The organism is Paenibacillus sp. FSL R5-0713 (genome assembly GCF_037973325.1).
Taxonomy (GTDB): domain Bacteria; phylum Bacillota; class Bacilli; order Paenibacillales; family Paenibacillaceae; genus Paenibacillus.
Genome location: NZ_CP150229.1, coordinates 488,211 through 506,403 on the forward strand (window position 1 = coordinate 488,211; position 18,193 = coordinate 506,403).

Annotated in this window: 17 protein-coding genes; all 17 read left to right on the top strand. The window is 46.5% G+C overall.

Translation table 11 applies throughout. From position 1 onward, the window contains the following. Window positions 1-322: 322 nt before the first annotated feature. On the top strand, window positions 323-874 hold the full coding sequence (locus MKZ12_RS02350; protein ID WP_339258528.1) for a GrpB family protein: 552 nt from the start codon (window positions 323-325) through the stop codon (window positions 872-874). Between the two features lie 4 nt (window positions 875-878). Continuing rightward, complete coding sequence (locus MKZ12_RS02355) at window positions 879-1,286, top strand: DUF2809 domain-containing protein (protein WP_339258530.1); 408 nt, start codon at window positions 879-881, stop codon at window positions 1,284-1,286. A 28-nt stretch (window positions 1,287-1,314) separates the two neighbouring features. After that, window positions 1,315-1,872, top strand: a complete 558-nt coding sequence (locus MKZ12_RS02360; protein WP_339258532.1) for a GNAT family N-acetyltransferase — start codon at window positions 1,315-1,317, stop codon at window positions 1,870-1,872. 51 nt (window positions 1,873-1,923) lie between these two features. Continuing rightward, window positions 1,924-2,253, top strand: a complete 330-nt coding sequence (locus tag MKZ12_RS02365; protein WP_339258533.1) for a DUF952 domain-containing protein — start codon at window positions 1,924-1,926, stop codon at window positions 2,251-2,253. Between the two features lie 67 nt (window positions 2,254-2,320). Then, entirely contained in the window at window positions 2,321-2,911 is a 591-nt protein-coding gene (locus MKZ12_RS02370) for a DUF1572 family protein (protein WP_339258535.1), read from the top strand. Further along, a complete protein-coding gene (locus MKZ12_RS02375; RefSeq protein WP_339239256.1) occupies window positions 2,908-3,501 on the top strand; it encodes a histidine phosphatase family protein in 594 nt (197 codons plus the stop codon). Before MKZ12_RS02370 ends, MKZ12_RS02375 begins: the two co-directional genes overlap by 4 nt. Further along, window positions 3,502-4,344, top strand: a complete 843-nt coding sequence (locus tag MKZ12_RS02380; protein WP_339258537.1) for a DUF2785 domain-containing protein — start codon at window positions 3,502-3,504, stop codon at window positions 4,342-4,344. 26 nt (window positions 4,345-4,370) lie between these two features. Next, window positions 4,371-5,087 (top strand): 5-oxoprolinase subunit PxpB, encoded by a 717-nt coding sequence (pxpB, locus tag MKZ12_RS02385; protein ID WP_339258538.1) that lies wholly within the window; start codon window positions 4,371-4,373, stop codon window positions 5,085-5,087. Next, complete coding sequence (locus tag MKZ12_RS02390; protein WP_339239259.1) at window positions 5,084-6,118, top strand: biotin-dependent carboxyltransferase family protein; 1,035 nt, start codon at window positions 5,084-5,086, stop codon at window positions 6,116-6,118. The genes pxpB and MKZ12_RS02390 overlap by 4 nt, the downstream gene beginning before the upstream one ends. 5 nt (window positions 6,119-6,123) lie before the next feature. Beyond that, complete coding sequence (locus tag MKZ12_RS02395) at window positions 6,124-6,912, top strand: 5-oxoprolinase subunit PxpA (protein WP_339261288.1); 789 nt, start codon at window positions 6,124-6,126, stop codon at window positions 6,910-6,912. Continuing rightward, the gene (locus MKZ12_RS02400; protein WP_339258540.1) at window positions 6,909-7,367 is read left to right on the top strand and encodes an NUDIX domain-containing protein; all 459 of its coding nucleotides are present in this window, start codon (window positions 6,909-6,911) and stop codon (window positions 7,365-7,367) included. The genes MKZ12_RS02395 and MKZ12_RS02400 overlap by 4 nt, the downstream gene beginning before the upstream one ends. A 641-nt stretch (window positions 7,368-8,008) precedes the next feature. Then, complete coding sequence (locus tag MKZ12_RS02405) at window positions 8,009-8,425, top strand: pyridoxamine 5'-phosphate oxidase family protein (protein ID WP_074093246.1); 417 nt, start codon at window positions 8,009-8,011, stop codon at window positions 8,423-8,425. A 475-nt stretch (window positions 8,426-8,900) separates the two neighbouring features. Further along, a complete protein-coding gene (locus tag MKZ12_RS02410) occupies window positions 8,901-11,144 on the top strand; it encodes a bifunctional 2',3'-cyclic-nucleotide 2'-phosphodiesterase/3'-nucleotidase (protein ID WP_339258542.1) in 2,244 nt (747 codons plus the stop codon). Window positions 11,145-11,360: 216 nt separating this feature from the next. Further along, the gene (locus tag MKZ12_RS02415; protein ID WP_339239262.1) at window positions 11,361-12,419 is read left to right on the top strand and encodes an EAL domain-containing protein; all 1,059 of its coding nucleotides are present in this window, start codon (window positions 11,361-11,363) and stop codon (window positions 12,417-12,419) included. Window positions 12,420-12,592: 173 nt separating this feature from the next. Next, window positions 12,593-14,680, top strand: coding sequence for a methyl-accepting chemotaxis protein (locus MKZ12_RS02420; RefSeq protein WP_339258544.1), 2,088 nt, complete (start codon window positions 12,593-12,595; stop codon window positions 14,678-14,680). 187 nt (window positions 14,681-14,867) lie between these two features. Next, window positions 14,868-16,160 carry an arsenic transporter gene (locus MKZ12_RS02425; protein WP_339258546.1) on the top strand — a complete coding sequence of 431 codons (1,293 nt, stop codon included), beginning with the start codon at window positions 14,868-14,870 and terminating at the stop codon, window positions 16,158-16,160. A 1,020-nt stretch (window positions 16,161-17,180) separates the two neighbouring features. After that, on the top strand, window positions 17,181-18,107 hold the full coding sequence (locus MKZ12_RS02430) for a phosphate ABC transporter substrate-binding protein PstS family protein (RefSeq protein WP_339258548.1): 927 nt from the start codon (window positions 17,181-17,183) through the stop codon (window positions 18,105-18,107). The last annotated feature ends 86 nt before the right edge of the window (window positions 18,108-18,193 follow it).

An 18,193-nucleotide genomic window follows, 5' to 3' on the forward strand; every position in this document is an offset into this window, starting at 1 on the left:
TAGCATTATATGATCAAGGGTATCAGACAATTAGGGGCGTAGACATACGCTCCTTTTTGGATATATAGAAATAGGGATCTGGAATGCCTTCTGTTTTAACAACAATATAACGGGAATGGGTGGGATGAATATGAAAGCTTCGATTATCAGCTCGGACCCTAACTCTAGTGATCTGGCCTACCTGAAATATCTTCTTCTATCCCTAAGTTCCATACTTACATTTCAACGGAGTACAACGATTGAATGCATGAAGCAACGCACCTATGAAAAATACAGAGAAGGTTACCATTTAAAAATGTCATGTGGAAGAGGAGATACCTGAATGACAGATCCAATGCAACCGGAAAACTGGCCTGCCTGGGCGACAGAGTCGGTAGAGATCGCTCCGCCCAATCCGAATTGGGACTTGCAGGCTCAGGAAGAAATTCGGCAACTTCAACACCTTTTAGAGCAATTTAATATCCATCAATTCGAACATATTGGAAGTACATCCATACCAGGGTTACCCGCCAAACCCATTATTGATCTGATGGCAGAGGTTCAGTCATGGGATGACATGGATCGGATTGCCGATCAGTTGAATCCGTTGGGCTGGAACTACGTTCCGCCTGAACTGGATGGTCGGGATTATAGACGATTCTGGGTGAAGGTTAAGGATGGCAAGAGATCTGTACACCTTCATCTGATGCGCCCGGGAGAAGAACGTTGGAATCGTCAAATGCAGTTTCGGGATGTGCTCAGAAAACGCCCTGATCTGGTGGAAGCTTACGCCGCCCTTAAGATGAAGCTTGCTGATGAGAATAAGGAAGACAGGGAATCGTATACCGCTGCCAAAACGCAATTTATTTTACAAGTGCTTGATGAAGGCGTGTGATTGATTGAAAAGCGTACTGATGAAAGACAGGCTAATCTATTTCTTTGCAGTCATGGTGACCATGGCGGCAGGACTCGCCTCCAGACACTTTGGTGATCGATTGCCGAATTGGGTGCATGAACATGCCGGAGATGCATGTTGGGCGGGTATGATTTATTTCGGAGTACGCATGGTGTGGCCTCGTCGCAGTTTGGTATGGGCGATGTGTTTGAGCTGTGCATTCAGCTGGATGATTGAGTTCACACAGTTGATTCAGACGCCTTGGCTGATTGAAATACGTTCAACCGTATGGGGTGCACTTATTTTGGGACATGGTTTTCTGGTGATCGATCTGATTCGATATACGGTCGGTATTCTATGCATGGTTATGATCGATCGTTATTTCCTGAGAAATAAGATGGGTGGAACCTGAACTCAAGTGAATCATGGAGGTATGCTGAATGAATGTAGAAAAACTTTTTGCCGAATCACCCGAATTCGAAACACAGCGCTTAAGACTGAGACGTCTTACGATGGATGATCTCGATGAATATTATGCGTTTGCCTCTGATCCAAGGGTGAGTCAGCAAAGCTTGTGGAATTGCCATGAGACGGTTGAAGATTCAATGCAATATATTCAGCGGGTACTGGATAATTATGAACGGAAAACGGTCCATATCTGGGCTTTTGTCCTGAAGGAAACAGGGACGTTAATCGGGAGAGGTGGCATTTTTCATCTCAACGAAGACATGCAAAGTGCTGAATTGGGATACGCGATAGCCAGCAGTCAATGGGGCAAGGGGCTCGCAGTAGAAGCGATGCAACCCATCGTGGATTATTGTTTTCAGGAACTGGACTGCAACCGGCTGGAAGGGAAATGTAATGCAGGCAACATAGGCTCAGCACGTGTCATGGAGAAACTGGGCATGTCGTATGAAGGATTGCTGCGTAAACAGTTGAAGATCAAAGGTATCTTTACAGATCAAAAAATGTACTCCCGTATCCGGGATGATCTATAATATTTCCAACGACACATAGGGTACATACCAGAAAATGAAGGAGGCGGAACCATGATCTATAGTATTATTTCCCGTTCATTGTGGGAAGAAGTGTCCAAGGGTAGTGAGTATGCACCAGACAGCCTGGAGACAGACGGATTCATTCATTGTTCCACCAAGGAACAGATTCCATGGGTAGCCGGGCAATATTATGCAGGTCGTACGGATCTGTTATTGCTTAGTATTGATGAGAAGGCGTTAAAGCCGGAACTGGTGTATGAAGATCTATACGAATTGAATGAACTATTTCCACATATTTATGGAGAACTTAATTTGGATGCGGTACGTAAAGTCATTCCATTTGAACCGAATGCTGATGGTACATTCTCATTTCCTGAATAAAGGCAAGTGACGTATCGGGCTGAAGGTGATCAGGGCGATATTACTTTTTTCGAAGGGTGGTTAACGGATGGATATGAATCAGGTTTTTCTGGAAACGGCGGAGAAGCAATTTCTGTATTACAAGCAGCTCGGGGAAAAAGCTATGGCGCAACTGGAGTCCGAGCAGTTGTTTCAATCCTGGAATGAAGACGCGAACAGCATCGCGGTGATTGTAAAACATCTCTGGGGCAATATGCTGTCCCGTTGGACAGAGGTACTGACAACAGATGGAGAGAAACCATGGCGTGAACGGGACGCCGAATTCGTGAATGATATTGCTTCCCGGGAAGAGTTGATTGCCAAATGGGAGGAAGGCTGGACATGCCTGCTCGAAGCCATTCGTTCATTTACCCCGGAACAATTGTCTCATATCATATATATTCGCAATGAAGGGCATACCGTCATGGAGGCCATTATTCGGCAATTGGCGCACTATCCATATCATGTCGGACAGATTGTATTTGCCGCAAAAATGCTTAAAGAAACAGCGTGGGACAGTCTCTCGATCCCGAGAAACGGATCTGCTCAATATAATGGCGGCAAATTTGCCAAGCCAAAGGCACGCAAACATTTTACAGAAGATGAACTTCATATCGAAAAAGGTGAGGAACAACAATGACTGAAATTGCACTGATTCGCCATGGAAGCACAGCGTGGAATAAGGAAAAACGTTCTCAGGGCCAGACGGACAATCCGCTGGATCAGGAGGGAAGGGAACAAGCGGTTTTACTTGCAACGAGACTGGCAGAGGAATCATGGGATGCCATCTATGCAAGTGACTTGGAACGTGCAAGTGAGACGGCTCGCATCATTGGTGATCGCTTGGGCATTCAGGAGATCCATCTGGACTCCAGACTTCGCGAGATGGGGGGAGGACAGGTCGAAGGAACGACGGAAGAGGAACGGTTAGCCAAGTGGGGAGCGGACTGGAGCACCCTGGATCTGGGACGGGAGCTTGCAGATGCAGGGACTGTTCGAGGCAGTGCAGTGCTTGAAGAGATTGTACAGCAGCATCCTGATGGCAAAGTAATCGTGGTCAGTCACGGAGCCGTCCTGCGGAATACATTACGAGGTCTGGTGCCTGAGCTTGATATTAGCGTGAAGCTGTCCAATACATCCATTACGCGGATTGCCAAGAAAGATGATACATGGCAATGCGAACTGTACAATTGCAGCGTGCATTTGAATTCGTCCAAGGATGCACAATAGATGGATGCTCTGACGTTAAAGCAAAAATTGCAGCATATCCAGTCAGCTAATCGGTCCATAGACCATGTGGAACAACCTTACGAATTGGCGCTGCATATGATGAAACATATTGGCAGTCCTGACCCTGTCCTGCGGGATGAATTGATCTATACTACGTTTGCAACCTGGATTGGAAAGGGTGTATTTACCGAAGACGAGCTGATGCATCTGTTGCAGTTGGCTCTGGATGATCAGCACCTCTTCCATGGCATCGGAGAGCAGGGAACGGACAGTGTGTTTACACGGACGTTCTCCATATTGTTACTGCCTCCAATCCTGAATCTGGATCGTGAGAAACCTTTCCTGAACAAGGTGGATATCGCAGGGATTCATCAACGGTTAATTACATATCTGGCATGTGAAAAAGATCTTCGCGGCTATGTCGATGATAAGGGCTGGGCGCATGCCCCCGCACATGCGGCGGATGCGGTTGAAGACCTGGCTCAGTCACCATATCTGGAGCGAATGGAACTGCTGGAACTTCTGCATGCAATCAGCCGGAAAATAACCGAATCAAGTGAAGTTTACATCCATGATGAAGATCAGCGAATAGCGCATGCTGTAGTGACCATTCTTCGTCGCAATCTGCTGGAGCAAAAAGATATTACGTTGTGGATCGATTCCCTTCATCAAGAAACTAAGGCAGTAAACAGATCATTTCTGGATACCAGTCATAGGGACCTGAATATGCGTCTGTTTTTGCAGACACTGTATCTTGCGATACGTACAGAAGAAGACGAGCCGTTTCCGGCGGTTCGTTCACTAGTATTGCTGACATTGGAGAGAGAAATAACGATACGCTAAACGTGTGGACAGAGGGGAGATCGCGCATGAGCGAATTACCGTATGCTTGGACAAAGGAGATTTTGTTTCCGCTGGGTGAGACAGCCGTTATCATCGATTGCGGGGATCACTTGTCTGTCGCGGTACAGCGCAGAGTGGCGTCTGTATGTGCTTTGCTGGAAAAAAGAACTCTGCCTGCCATGATCGAATGGGTGCCTTCATACACATCCGTTACACTATTTTATAATCCGTTCATCTCCCCGTACCCCGAGTTGTGCCGCGCTCTGCTTCAACAGTTGAACCAAATGAAGGAATCCGTACAAGACAAGCCCAGAACGGTCACGATTCCCGTATGTTACGGTGGCGAATGGGGGCCTGATCTGGACTATGTTGCCAGTGAGCATGGACTGACCTCAGAGGACGTTATTGCAATTCATACATCCGGGGATTATCTGGTCCATATGATTGGATTTGCCCCAGGTTTTCCGTATCTCGGTGGGTTATCTGAACGGATTGCTACGCCCAGACGGGCAACGCCAAGGCTTCGGGTAGAGGCCGGTACAGTAGGGATTGGGGGCAAACAGACGGGAATCTATCCGGTAGATACACCCGGAGGATGGCAATGTATTGGACGAACGCCCCTCCGGTTGTTTCGGCCGGATGAGAAGGTACCAAGTTTGCTGGCAGCAGGTGATCGGGTTCGATTTGAACAGATTACGAAGCAGGACTATCTGGCGTTGAAGCGGATGGAGGATGAACGATGAGTGTCGAAGTGATTCGTCCTGGGCTGTTATCTACCATTCAGGATGAAGGCAGAACCGGCTATCGCCGGTATGGTATTCATCCTGGCGGCGTCATGGACACCTTTGCAGCCAGAGCCGCCAATATGCTTGTGGGCAATCCCCGAAATGCAGCACTGCTGGAGATGACGATGACGGGGCCGGAGCTTCGATTTCAGGAGAGCCAGCTAGTCTCATTATGTGGGGGGGATCTGACAGCAACGGTGGATCATCTGCCTGTACCTTTGTGGCGTCCTGTGCTGGTGCGGGCTGGAAGTGTAATGAAATTTGGCCCGTGTCGTCATGGCTTGCGTTGTTATCTGGCGTTAGCGGGTGGAATAGCTGCACCGGAAGTGATGGGCAGTCGAAGTACAGATCTTAAGACAGGTATTGGCGGTTTGGCAGGAAGACCCCTGCGTGTGGCAGATCTGTTATCTACAGGTGAACCTTCTGGTGAAGCACAAGTATGGATGAAGCGTATGGAGCAGCAGGTAGAAGAAAGTGAGCGGGGCCGCCGAATATTGGCGCCTGCGTGGTTCTTATCTGAACGTGAAAGACCTGACTATTATGGGAGAGCTGTTATTCGTGTGATGGAGAGCAAGGACAGCTCGCTGTTCAGCGAGGCGAGTCTGGGACATTTCTATGCCGAAAAATACGTAATCTCTCCGCAATCCGATCGGATGGGCTATCGCCTGCAAGGCTCCAGACTGGAGTTGAATCAGCCGCTGGATCGGCTGTCAGAAGCCGTTACCTATGGCACGGTGCAGGTGCCACCCGATGGTCAGCCGATCATCTTGATGGCAGACCATCAGACGATTGGAGGTTATCCTGTCATAGCACAGGTAGCCCAGGTGGATATGCCAATCCTGGCTCAGGCTAGGCCGGGAACTCGAATTTCTTTTGCACAGATTACGCATGATCAAGCCCGGCAGTTGTACATGGAACAGGAGATCAATATGCAGCTCATGGATAAGCTGATACGCAGAAGAATGGCAGGAATGGAGGGCGCTCAATGAATACCTTGAAAACCTTGGATATCAATTGTGATCTGGGCGAAAGTTATGGTATATATCGCACGTTATCGGACGAAGCCATTCTGCCCTTAATTACGTCAGCCAATATAGCCTGCGGGTTTCATGCAGGGGACCCGGCTACGATGCGGATCACGGTGGAGAAGGCATTGGAGCATCAGGTGGCAATTGGCGCTCACCCCGGATTGCCGGATCTGCAAGGGTTTGGCAGAAGACGTATGGACATTACGCCACGGGAAGCATATGACATGGTGGTGTATCAGATCGGTGCGCTGGATGCCTTTGTCCGTGCAAGTGGGGGGCGAATGCATCACGTGAAACCGCACGGCGCCTTATACAATATGGCTGCAGAAGATACGAAGCTTGCTGAAGCCATCGTGGAGGCGATCTATAAAGTTCAGCCTGATCTATATTTGTATGGTCTGGCGGGCAGTAAGCTGATTCACGCTGCGGATCGCATCGGTCTGCGCAGCGTGAGCGAGGTGTTTGCGGATCGAACCTATGGGGCGGATGGTAAGCTAACCCCTCGAAGCCAAGCGGGGGCTGTCATTGAAGAGTCTGGACAAGCGATTGCTCAAGTGCTCCAGATGGTGAAAGACGGCGTGGTTGTATCCACGGGAGGCACGCGGGTTTCCATGAAGGCAGAGACGGTCTGCATCCACGGTGACGGAGCGAATGCTCTAGCATTTGCTCAAGAGATTCGTCGTGTGCTGGAATCGGAAGGCATTCAGTTATCCGCGCATAATTTTGGAATGACAAGGAGTGAAAGAACAGAATGAAACCCATACGCAACTCGGCGAAGGCCGTTATTGTGCAGGATGGACGATTGCTGGTCATTCGGCTGGAAGACCAATATGGTACCGCTTATGTGTTCCCGGGTGGAGGACAGGAGAAAGGTGAAGAACTCAAGGATGCAGTCGCACGTGAATGTCTGGAGGAGATTGGCCAGGCTGTGAACGTGGGAGAGTTGTTGCATATTCGAGAGTATATCGGAAAAAATCATGAATTCGCCGAGTGGGATGCAGATATCCACCAGGTTGAATTTTATTTTGCGTGCAGCCTGATCAATCCGGAGGCAACTATTTTTGAAGGCTCCAATCCTGACGACCATCAAGTCGCCGTGGAATGGATTGCGCTGGAAGAGCTGTCTCAGGTTCGTTTATATCCAAAAACCATTGGTGAGCTACTGCTTCAATTAGGCTCATCTTCTATTTATCTTGGAGATTTGAATTAAAATGATCATAGGAGCCATAAGGGCTAATCCCTGTATGTAAACATTTTCATAAAGGACTTTTCCAATTTTGTCACGTTTGCAAACAGGTTCATGGGATTCACCATAGGTGAGGTGGGTACACTATAAGTACAGGCTTATTACAGAGCAGCATTAAGCTGGCGCTAGTGATAAGCGATTAATGAACTGTCATTAAACAAAAGAGAGAGTAACAACTACACTTCTCTTGTACTTTTTATTATTCACCCTTAATTGGGAGAACGGTAGACGTAGTGGAGGGGACGGAATCGATTCTGAGGAAGCGAAGCGTTCGCATGTATCTTGAATTTTTATTCATATATCCTTTGGAATTAAGCATTCACACGATAACGGAGAGGACAGAAGAAACCTGAAAAAGCGAAGCGCTCGCCTTTATCACCGGATTTTTCCCTTTGAGAGAAGGGAATCAGAAAATCTGGGGGTAACAGCGATTGGAAGGTTGTTCTGTCATCGTAGTGCCAGTGTGAATCGGTTTTAATCCAATGTATATGAGGAAGAGATCAGGATCATCGTGAGATAACAGCGATCCAAAGAACGATCCGTACCCGGAACGGCCGCCTACATAGTCCTCCCAATATTCCCCCAAACCGAAAGGAGCACTTCCCATGAACCAGACTGAATTGGAACAAAACATTGTAAAAGCATTGGAAAACAACCCTTTTTGCAGCTTCTCGACTGTAGAGAATGGTAAACCGAAATCCCGCTATATGGCGCTTTTCAATGATGGACTGAACATTCATCTGGCAACGAACCGCCGTACACACAAAGTAGAGGAACTGGAGAATAATCCGAATGTTAGCCTGCTGCTTGGTTATGAGGCTGGTGGTTCCAAGGAAGTCGTTGAGATTGAAGGAACCTGTGAAGTGACCAAGAACGAAGGTTTGCGTGAGCAAGTATGGAATGACGAACTGAAGGCGTGGTTCGATGGACCTAATGATCCGAACTATGTCATTCTGGACATCACTCCGACTCGTATTGAATATACAGGGAAAGATCATGAACATCATGTGTGGGAACAATAATCCAACGATGAAAATAACCTCTGCCAAATAGCGTCCTTATGCGGAATGCGCGCAGAGTTCACTCCAACCGTGAAAGCCTTTAAGGTTTCACGGTTTTTGATATGAGTGAATAATGATGAATGGATATACATGTAAGAAACATGTAATATACGTATTTTAAAGCTAGTGAGCACTAAATACCTACTAAAATGTTGAAAAAAATGTCGAAATCACGCATGATAATGTAAACCGGCCTAGATATGTGCGGGTAATGTAAAAAATAATGCTTTTCAATGGCTGAACATTGCGTTATGATTTGGAATGTAAACGACAAGCACAGACATAAATAGATGTTCATGTGAGATAAACTTACCTGAAATTCGGATGCATGTCATCAGAGCGTCAGTACGCACAACCCATGAAATCTATCTTTTTTCTGCGCTCTTCGTTTGCCCAATAATGCATGATTCAATGTACATAACCGGGAGGGGTTATTTTGAAAACGAGTAAAAAAGTATTATCAAGCCTGACTGCCGCTTTGGTTGCATTAAACGTGCTTGCGGTGTTTCCGGTACCTGTATCGGCTGCGGATGCTGCCAAAGTTAAACTGCGGATCATGGAGACAACAGACATTCATGACAATCTGATTAACTACGACTATTATTCCGACAAAGAGACAGACCAGTATGGCCTTGCCAAAACAGCTACACTGATCAAGAAAGCGCGTGATGAAGCCAAGAACAGCTTGCTGTTCGACAATGGTGATCTGATTCAGGGTAACCCGCTGGGAGACTATGTGGCGAAGATTGATCCACTGAAAAAGGGTGAAACTCACCCTGTATATAAAGCGATGAATCTGCTCGATTATGATGCAGGTAACATCGGTAACCATGAGTTCAACTATGGTCTGGACTTTCTGGACATGACGCTGGAGGGAGCGAACTTCCCTTACATTAATGCCAATGTCTATGTAGACGATGGTGATGATGATGAGACGAATGACAAGAATTACTTCACACCGTATGAGATTTTGGATAAAAAAGTAACGGACGAGACTGGCAAGGAACATACGATCAAAGTGGGTGTGATCGGATTTGTACCGCCACAAGTCATGCAGTGGGACAGCGCTAACCTTGAAGGCAAAGTCATCGCCAAGGATATTATTGCTACCGCTAAAAAATTCATTCCAAAAATGAAGGCCGAAGGTGCGGACATTATTGTAGCTATTCCTCACTCCGGATTTGAGGATATCCCTCAAACGGACCTGATGGAGAACTCCGTACTGTACCTGAGTCAGGTAGAAGGCATTAATGCCATTCTGTTTGGACATGCTCACAAAGTATTCCCAAGTGCTGATTTTGCCGGCAAAAAAGGGGTAGACCTTGAGAAAGGCACAATCAATGGCGTTCCTGCTGTTGAGCCAGGTTTCTGGGGTGATCATCTGGGTATTATCGATCTGGATCTGGAGCTGGTAGATGGCAAATGGAAAGTGGTGGATTCCAAAACGGAAGCACGCCCGATCTATGACACTGAGAACAAAAAGCCACTGGTAGATGCGGATAAAGACATCATTGATGCGGTTCATGAAGAGCATGAAGGTACATTGGAGTATGTTCGTGGTCCAGTAGGCGAAACGACAGCACCGATCAACAGCTTCTTCGCTCTGGTTCAGGATGATCCATCCATTCAGATCGTAACGAATGCACAGAAATGGTATGTCGAAAAACATATGCAAGGTACGGAATATGAGAAAATCCCTGTATTGTCGGCAGGTGCACCATTCAAAGCGGGTGGACGTTCAGGCGCTTCATATTACACGAATATTCCTAAAGGCACCATTGCGATCAAAAACGTTGCTGACCTGTACGTGTATCCAAATACGGTACATGCTGTAATGGTTAACGGCGCAGAACTGAAAGAATGGCTGGAATGGTCTGCAGGCCAGTTCAACCAGATCGACCCGGCTAAAGGTGGACAACAGCAACTGATCAATAATGACTTCCCAACGTACAACTTCGATGTTATCGATGGGGTAACGTATCAGATTGATGTGACCCAACCAGCCAAATACGATGGCAAAGCTGCGATCGTTAATGCATCTGCAAGCCGGATTAAGGACCTGAGCTTTAACGGCAAACCGGTTGACCCAGCGCAAAAATTCATTGTAGCGACAAATAACTACCGTGCTTCTTCATCCAAACTGGCTAACCCGGACGGCAAACGGATCGTTCTGGCTGCACCGGATGAGAACCGTCAAGTGATCATCGACTACATCCGTGAAAATAAAACGATTAATCCGGCAGCGGACGGTAACTGGTCCCTGGCACCAATCAAACCATCTGCGGGTGTAACTGCAGCGGCGTTGAACGATCTTGAAGTTGTGTTTGCTTCTTCCCCGGATGCGAAAGGTCTGGTTGAAGCGAATCCGGCGATGTCGTTCATCGGCACGAACAAAGAAGGTTTTGCAGAGTATGGCTTGAAACTGACAGGTGAAGCAACGACAACACCTGAAACAGGTACGGAGCCAGCACCGACGCCTAAACCAACTCCAACGCCTAAGCCACAACCTGAGAAACCGGCAACTAGCAACAAGGTTGTATACGTGGTGAAAAAAGGGGATAACCTGTACCGCATCGGTTTGAAATATGGTGTGGACTGGCGCAAGCTGGCAACAGCTAACAAAATCTCAAATGTGCATAACCTGAAAGTTGGACAGAAAATCGTGATTCCCGCTTCATAACGTTTAATAAGCGGAGAGGAGGAGACCGACAGTCATCAGACTGTCGGTCTTTTTTCTGCAAATTTTGAATATATTTGTTTCAACAACCGTCATATACGAAGTCATCAAAACAGTAGAGATTAATTTTAAGACCCATGATATAATATTTACAAACTTTGGGTATATACCAGTAATCATTAATGGACATGGAATCATAAATTGGCAAGGGGGTCCTACATGAATTGCAGTGGCTGCAGTCCAATCTATCCTATAGAGGGCCAAGGTACCTTGTACCTGCGTCCCATTTCCCCCGCTTTGCTGGAAGCGCTGCAAACGCCGGGAAGACTTATCGAGACGTCGGATGATATGATGTGGATGCATTTTTCGAATCTTGAGGCGGTTCAGAGCTTAATAGAAAAGATCAGCGAAATGGATTCGACATTACGTGATTCCCTAACCGTTCAGATTATGCCTTTATACGAACAGGCGAATGAAGAAAGCTGGATTAGTCTAAGCATGCAAGAGTCACGTTTCAGGCATGCGGAGCTTGTTTCCATTATTCTGGAGCATGAATTCAGCAGTCATATGCAGCCCATCGTTGATGCATCGGAGCAGATTATCGGATACGAGTTTTTGCTTCGTCCTGCTGAGAATGGCAAATCCTTCAGTTCCTATGAATTATTTGAAGTTGCACGCGAGACTGGACTACATTCTTTTCTGGATCGAATGGCGCGAATTACTGCCATTGAGACCAGTGCTGTTTTTTTGCCGCATGGTGTGAAACGCTTCGTAAATTTCCTGCCTTCCTCCATATATAATCCCGAATATTGTCTGACACATACGTTTGAAGCGATTGAACGTCTTTCGCTGGACCCTAAAGATTTTGTGTTTGAAGTCGTGGAAACAGAGCAGATCCAACATATGCCCATCTTGCAGCAGATATTTGAGGTGTATCGTTCCCGTGGAATGTCGGTTGCACTGGATGATGTGGGTGCTGGATATTCAACAATAGAGTTGATGAATCGGTTAGAACCGGATTTTGTCAAAATAGATCGAAGTCTTATTGATCGTTGTGATCAGGATTCGACCAAACAACAGCAAATTCTTCATATTGTTGAGATGTCGAGTCGATTTGGAGGTCAAGTCCTTGCCGAGGGGATCGAACGGATGGAAGAGTTTGAATTCTGTCGCTCCATAGGTATTGAACTTGCACAGGGCTACTATTTTGGTAAACCCTCGGCACAACCTCCAGGCGATCCGTACTCTAATACTTCATCTAATACATGGAATAATTAGTAATCCGTACCTTGTACAAGTCACTTCTGATCAGAGGTGGCTTGTTTGGCGTGCCTGCACATTTTTCTCTCAAATAAATCCCCTCATTTAGCCGATATATAAGATAAGCCTTTTAGATTGATTCATACATACAAAGAAAGAGGGCATTTTTACATTTAGAGGGGGATAAAGACATGAGTGAAACTCAGGATAATACACCAATGAAAGCAGCGAAACCTGCTAAACCAAAACATAATCAAAATAAAAAGAAGAAAAAGAAAGGTTTCGTCTGGAATATAAGGAACAAACTATTGGTCTCCTTCCTGGCCGTTCTGCTCCTGCCAAGCTTGGCGATCGGCTTGATCACACTAACGATGGCTGAAGATGGCGTACAAGGACAATTAGTGGATAGTGCCAAGCAAAGTGTGAGTACGGCCAATACCATTGTAGAAAGCCAAGTGAATTACAAGATCCATGACATTAACTATTTTGCGGATGCCCTTGATCCGAGCTTGGTCAAAGGGGAGAACGATAGTCCAGAGCTTCAGTTGAAGCTGGAGCAATATCTGGGCTTGCATCCCGATGCCATGAACATTTTTGTGGGAACAACGGAAGGAGTCATGGTTCGGGGTAAAGCAACAGCAAGCAGTACGCGGGGAGATGCATATGATCCTAGGGAGCGGGAGTGGTACAAACTAGCGATGGAAAAGCCGGGTACAGCCGTTGTATCCGCTGTGTCTGTTAATACCGATGGCGTTGCCGTTGTATTTATCTCCAAAACATTAAAGGACCAATCCGGTGTTGTCGGTTTGTCTCTGGATCTAACAGACTTGCAAGAGCAAGCATCCATTAAGGTGGGTAAAGAAGGCTACGTCATTATTTTGGATGCAAACAAAAATTATGTCGTATCGCCTGTAGCAGATGCAGGTACACAGGAAGCTAGTGGTTTGTTGGATGAGATGTACGAGGGTAAAGAAGGTCAATTCGATTATGTATTCAATGAGCAACCGAAAATGATGATCTTTGCTACCAATGAAGCAACGGGCTGGAAAATTGCCGGCACGATGTTCAAAAACGAAATAACCAATGCGAGCAAGGACATTCGCATGATTACATTTATAGTGATCCTGGCGGCCACGTTCCTTACGCTCATCTTCATTATCTGGTTTACACGCTCCATGCTGCGTCCAATCAAACGACTTCAGGAATCGGCCAGAGCGGTAAGTAAAGGCGACTTGACCGTGAAAATGGAAACTGGACGTAAAGATGAAGTCGGGGAACTGGCAAAATATTTTGAACGTATGGTCGATAACCTGCGAATGATGATTCTTGGTGTACAGGAAACGACAGAGCAAGTATCTGCTTCTTCTCAAGAATTGTCTGCCAGTGCTGAACAAACCACCAAAGCGATTGAACATTCAACACAGGCCATTCAGGAACTGGCCGAAGGTGCTGAGCAGCAGGTAAACAGTGTGAAAGATGGATCGGGACAGATGAGCCGAATGGCAGAAGATGTTCGGATGATGTCGGAGCGTGTGCAATCGATTACGGCGAATATGCGGAATACATCCGGAGCGGCTTCTTCTGGTAATGAGGCAGCAGGACAAGCTGTAGAGCAGATGAACAGCATCCAGGAAACCGTAGAGCAGCTAGGGACTGTGGTTCAATCTCTGAATGCCCGTTCCGTTGAGATTGGTAGCATGGTGGATGTCATTGCATCCATCTCCAAACAAACGAACTTGCTCGCATTGAATGCTTCCATTGAAGCGGCCAGAGCAGGTGATGCGGGGCGTGGGTTTGCTGTTGTAGCCGGAGAAGTTCGCAAATTGGCAGAAGAATCCGGAAGTTCGGCAGCGCAGATCGGTGAGGTCGTTCATAATATCCGTCAGGACATGGATGCCGCTCTAATCGCCATGAATGCGGCTCAGACGCGTGTGGGAGAAGGGATTCAGGCCGTGAATACGTCTGGACAATCCTTTGCCCAGATTCGGGAGGCGGTGGAAGAGGCGGTTCATACCTTGGATGACTTGTCTGAAACAACGAAACAACTGGAGAGTGGGGCATCCCACGTTGCCAAGGCGATGAGCGATATCTCGAATGTGACCCAGGAATCGGCTGCGAATACAGAATCCGTATCTGCATCTTCGCAAGAACAACTGGCATCGGTAGAAGAGATTGCATCCTCATCGGCACATCTGAACAGTATGGCGGAACAACTGCAGGGATTGCTTGGTATGTTCAAGATGGTAGAGGATACGCCGAAAGATAAAGGCAAAGAATAAATCCCAACACTTTAAACCATAATTTACCACAACTTTTATAATAGAAGAAAAATAAAGATAGACAATGTTCCTGTAGCCCTGTATAAATATATCGTCTGGTTATTCCGAGCATATAGCGGTGTAATCTAACAACATAAGATTGAATAAACGAAATAATATATGAATACAGGGTACAGCAGGAGGCTTTATGGTATACGTAGCAATACTGATTTTTGTAGTGACAATCACTTTGGTGATCTGGCAACCTCGTGGGTTGGGAATTGGTTGGACTGCATCGGGTGGGGCTTTGGTTGCCTTGCTGTGTGGAGTCGTCAGCTTGAACGATGCCTCGGATGTAGCGTCCATTGTATGGAATGCAACGTTGGCCTTTGTCGGTATTATTATGATTTCTCTCATTCTCGACGAGACGGGTTTCTTCGAATGGGCCGCTCTTCACATGGCTAGACTCGCTGGAGGAGACGGTCGCAGATTGTTCTTCTACTCCATTTTACTCGGTGCTGCAGTGTCGGCCCTGTTCGCAAATGATGGTGCAGCGCTCATCCTGACACCAATTGTGCTGGCGATGGTGCGTGCATTAAAGTTTGATGAGCGGATGGTACTGGCTTTTGTAATGGCGAGTGGATTTATCGCAGATACCACATCGTTGCCGCTGGTCGTCAGCAATTTGGTTAACATTGTGTCTGCCGATTTCTTTGGTATTACCTTTGTGGAGTATGCGGTACGCATGGCCGTGCCGAATCTGATCTCGATCGTAGCGAGTACGGGAATGTTATTTTTGTTCTATCGCAAAAGCATCCCCCTTCGCTATGACATCTCTGCGGCTCGCGACCCGAAAGAGGCAATACGTGATCCACGGATGTTTCGCATTGCCTGGTTCATGCTAGGGCTGCTATTGGTGGCTTACGCATCCAGTGAGTTCCTGCCAATTCCCGTGTCGGTGATTGTGGGCTCGGTTGCACTGCTGTTCGCTTTACTGGCACGCAAGAGCGAGGCAGTTGATCTGAAACGGGTCATCAAGGAAGCACCGTGGTCGATTGTGGTGTTCTCCGTGGGTATGTACATCGTCGTATATGGACTGCGTAATGCAGGATTAACGGCTCATCTGAGCCGCTGGCTAGATGCCATAGCAGAGCATGGCCTGCTGGCCGCTTCGCTCGGAATGGGCATTATAGCGGCCGTATTGTCATCGCTGATGAACAACTTGCCTACCGTATTGATTAACCTGCTAGCCATCCAGGGTGCGCACACCGAAGGGATCATCCAAGAGGCATTCATCTATGCCAATGTCATTGGTTCCGATCTGGGTCCCAAAATGACGCCGATTGGTTCACTTGCCACATTGCTATGGCTGCATGTGTTATCCCGTAAAGGTGTGAAGATCACATGGGGGTATTATTTCAAAGCAGGCATCATCCTGACCATTCCAACCTTGTTCATTACCCTAGCAGGTCTGGCATTGTGGTTATGGATTCTGGGTTAGTAAAATTAGTTTTTACAATAGGAACATCTAATAATTATTCAATGTATTGTAAAAGGCTGCTCTCCAGCTGGTGCTACGCACTGGCAGCGAGGCAGTTTTTTTGTTCCTCTTCTGTTTCTTCTAAAGGAATGAAAATTCTCTATTTCTATTATGCACCTAACCAATTACATAAAGGGCTGTCTCAAAAGGAATTCTGCTTCGCTCCAAGCGCTAATGAACCTACCGCACCTTAAAAGGCGGATCATCAACGGTTGCGAGATTTAACGAACTTCAGTAACGCTATTTCGTCATAAAAGGACTTCAAATCCTAAAAAATCAACTAAATCGACGAAATAACGTGTCTGAGATTCGTTAGTTTTTAGATCTGGGCAAATGGGAGCGAATAGCGTGTGTCAGGTTCATTACAATAACACGAAATGAGGATGTCCCCCCGTCATATTCATGACGTATGGGACATCCTCTTTTTTGCATACTAGCCAGGATCATTGATATGCCTGAGATACAACGAGCGCTGACACAGCGCAGGGAACGGAACGATTGTATTGCGTTTTTGCCTGTAAGAAAAGAATGATATTTTCCTTGAATCTTAATGTGCAGATAAAACCACGAGCGTAGTGGAGGGGACGGAATCGATTCTGAAGAAGCGAAGCGTTCGCCTTTGTCTCCAAATTTCAACAATCAAATTGTTGATCAGAGAAATTTGGAGACAACAGCGATCAGAAGAACGATCCGTAACCGGAACGGCCACTCAGAGTGTTAAATTTATATTAATTTATTAATGTGTAAAATCTTCATGGAAATCTGGACACAATACGGATTGAAACAACGTCCGTTCCCGAAGCGGCCACTTCAGCGCAATTTGTCTCAGATAAATTTCAATATGCAGCCGATATTTTTAACATTGCGTTTACAAAACACTGATTTTAAGATGACATACCGAAACTACAATGATTAAAGAGTTGATGGTGAACAAACAAATTCACAAAACGCCATCACTACATTGGGGGAGGAAAACAAAACATGTTTAAAAAGTTGCCGTTTATTTTGATGACCTTAACGTTCGTACTGGTGCTCGCTGCATGCGGATCGAAAAATGACGCGGGTACAGAGGGTGCTGCAAGCAATGGTTCAGGGGAAGCTACTGCTGAGCTTAGCGGTAACATTCTGGCAGTCGGATCGACAGCATTGTTACCTCTGGTAGAACAAGCTGGACAGAAATTTATGGCAGTTGATGAATATAAAAACGTAACGGTTCAAGTTCAAGGTGGCGGTAGTGGTACTGGTTTGACACAAGTATCTGACGGACAAGCTACAATCGGTAACTCTGATGTATTCGCAGAAGAGAAGCTGGAGGACGAAGCCAAAGTAAAAGAACTGGTTGACCATCAAGTAGCCGTAGTAGCTATGGCGCCAGTTAGCAACAAAGATGCAGGTGTAGAAGATTTGACGAAGCAACAACTGGTCGACATTTTCTCCGGTAAAGTGACGAACTGGAAAGACGTTGGTGGCGCGGATAAAGCAATTGTTATTGTAAACCGTCCAAGTAGTTCCGGTACGCGTGCAACGTTCGAGAAGTATGCATTGGGTGCAAAAATGGATGATATCCAAGGTTCGATTCAAGAAGATTCTTCTGGTAACGTAAAAAAATTGGTAGCTGAAACACCAGGTGCTATTGGTTACCTTGCCCTGTCTTACTTGGATGACAGCTTGCAAGTGTTGAAATACGAAGGTGTAGAAGCAACAGTTGAGAACGTGGAAGCAGGAACTTATCCAGTGTGGGCTTACGAGCACATGTACACCAAAGGTGAGCCGGATGCAGCAACAAAAGCGTTCCTGGACTATATCCTGAGTGACGAAATTCAACAAAACGACGTGACAGAACTTGGATACATTCCAATGTCAGGCATGAAAGTAAAACGCGATGCAGCAGGTAATGTGGTTCAATAATCTTTGAACTTGCGCATACAGCGAAAGAGGCGGACTTAGGTCCCGCCTCTTTACGCGGTTTGCTCTGAAATAATCCCATATTTTGC

Bases quoted from the DNA above. Each gene is read 5' to 3' on its own strand.
- MKZ12_RS02350 (WP_339258528.1), top strand. From the start codon at position 323: ATGACAGATCCAATGCAACCGGAAAACTGGCCTGCCTGGGCGACAGAG.
- MKZ12_RS02360 (WP_339258532.1), top strand. From the start codon at position 1,315: ATGAATGTAGAAAAACTTTTTGCCGAATCACCCGAATTCGAAACACAG.
- MKZ12_RS02365 (WP_339258533.1), top strand. From the start codon at position 1,924: ATGATCTATAGTATTATTTCCCGTTCATTGTGGGAAGAAGTGTCCAAG.
- MKZ12_RS02370 (WP_339258535.1), top strand. From the start codon at position 2,321: ATGGATATGAATCAGGTTTTTCTGGAAACGGCGGAGAAGCAATTTCTG.
- MKZ12_RS02375 (WP_339239256.1), top strand. From the start codon at position 2,908: ATGACTGAAATTGCACTGATTCGCCATGGAAGCACAGCGTGGAATAAG.
- MKZ12_RS02380 (WP_339258537.1), top strand. From the start codon at position 3,502: ATGGATGCTCTGACGTTAAAGCAAAAATTGCAGCATATCCAGTCAGCT.
- pxpB (WP_339258538.1), top strand. From the start codon at position 4,371: ATGAGCGAATTACCGTATGCTTGGACAAAGGAGATTTTGTTTCCGCTG.
- MKZ12_RS02390 (WP_339239259.1), top strand. From the start codon at position 5,084: ATGAGTGTCGAAGTGATTCGTCCTGGGCTGTTATCTACCATTCAGGAT.
- MKZ12_RS02400 (WP_339258540.1), top strand. From the start codon at position 6,909: ATGAAACCCATACGCAACTCGGCGAAGGCCGTTATTGTGCAGGATGGA.
- MKZ12_RS02405 (WP_074093246.1), top strand. From the start codon at position 8,009: ATGAACCAGACTGAATTGGAACAAAACATTGTAAAAGCATTGGAAAAC.
- MKZ12_RS02415 (WP_339239262.1), top strand. From the start codon at position 11,361: ATGAATTGCAGTGGCTGCAGTCCAATCTATCCTATAGAGGGCCAAGGT.
- MKZ12_RS02420 (WP_339258544.1), top strand. From the start codon at position 12,593: ATGAGTGAAACTCAGGATAATACACCAATGAAAGCAGCGAAACCTGCT.
- MKZ12_RS02425 (WP_339258546.1), top strand. From the start codon at position 14,868: ATGGTATACGTAGCAATACTGATTTTTGTAGTGACAATCACTTTGGTG.
- MKZ12_RS02430 (WP_339258548.1), top strand. From the start codon at position 17,181: ATGTTTAAAAAGTTGCCGTTTATTTTGATGACCTTAACGTTCGTACTG.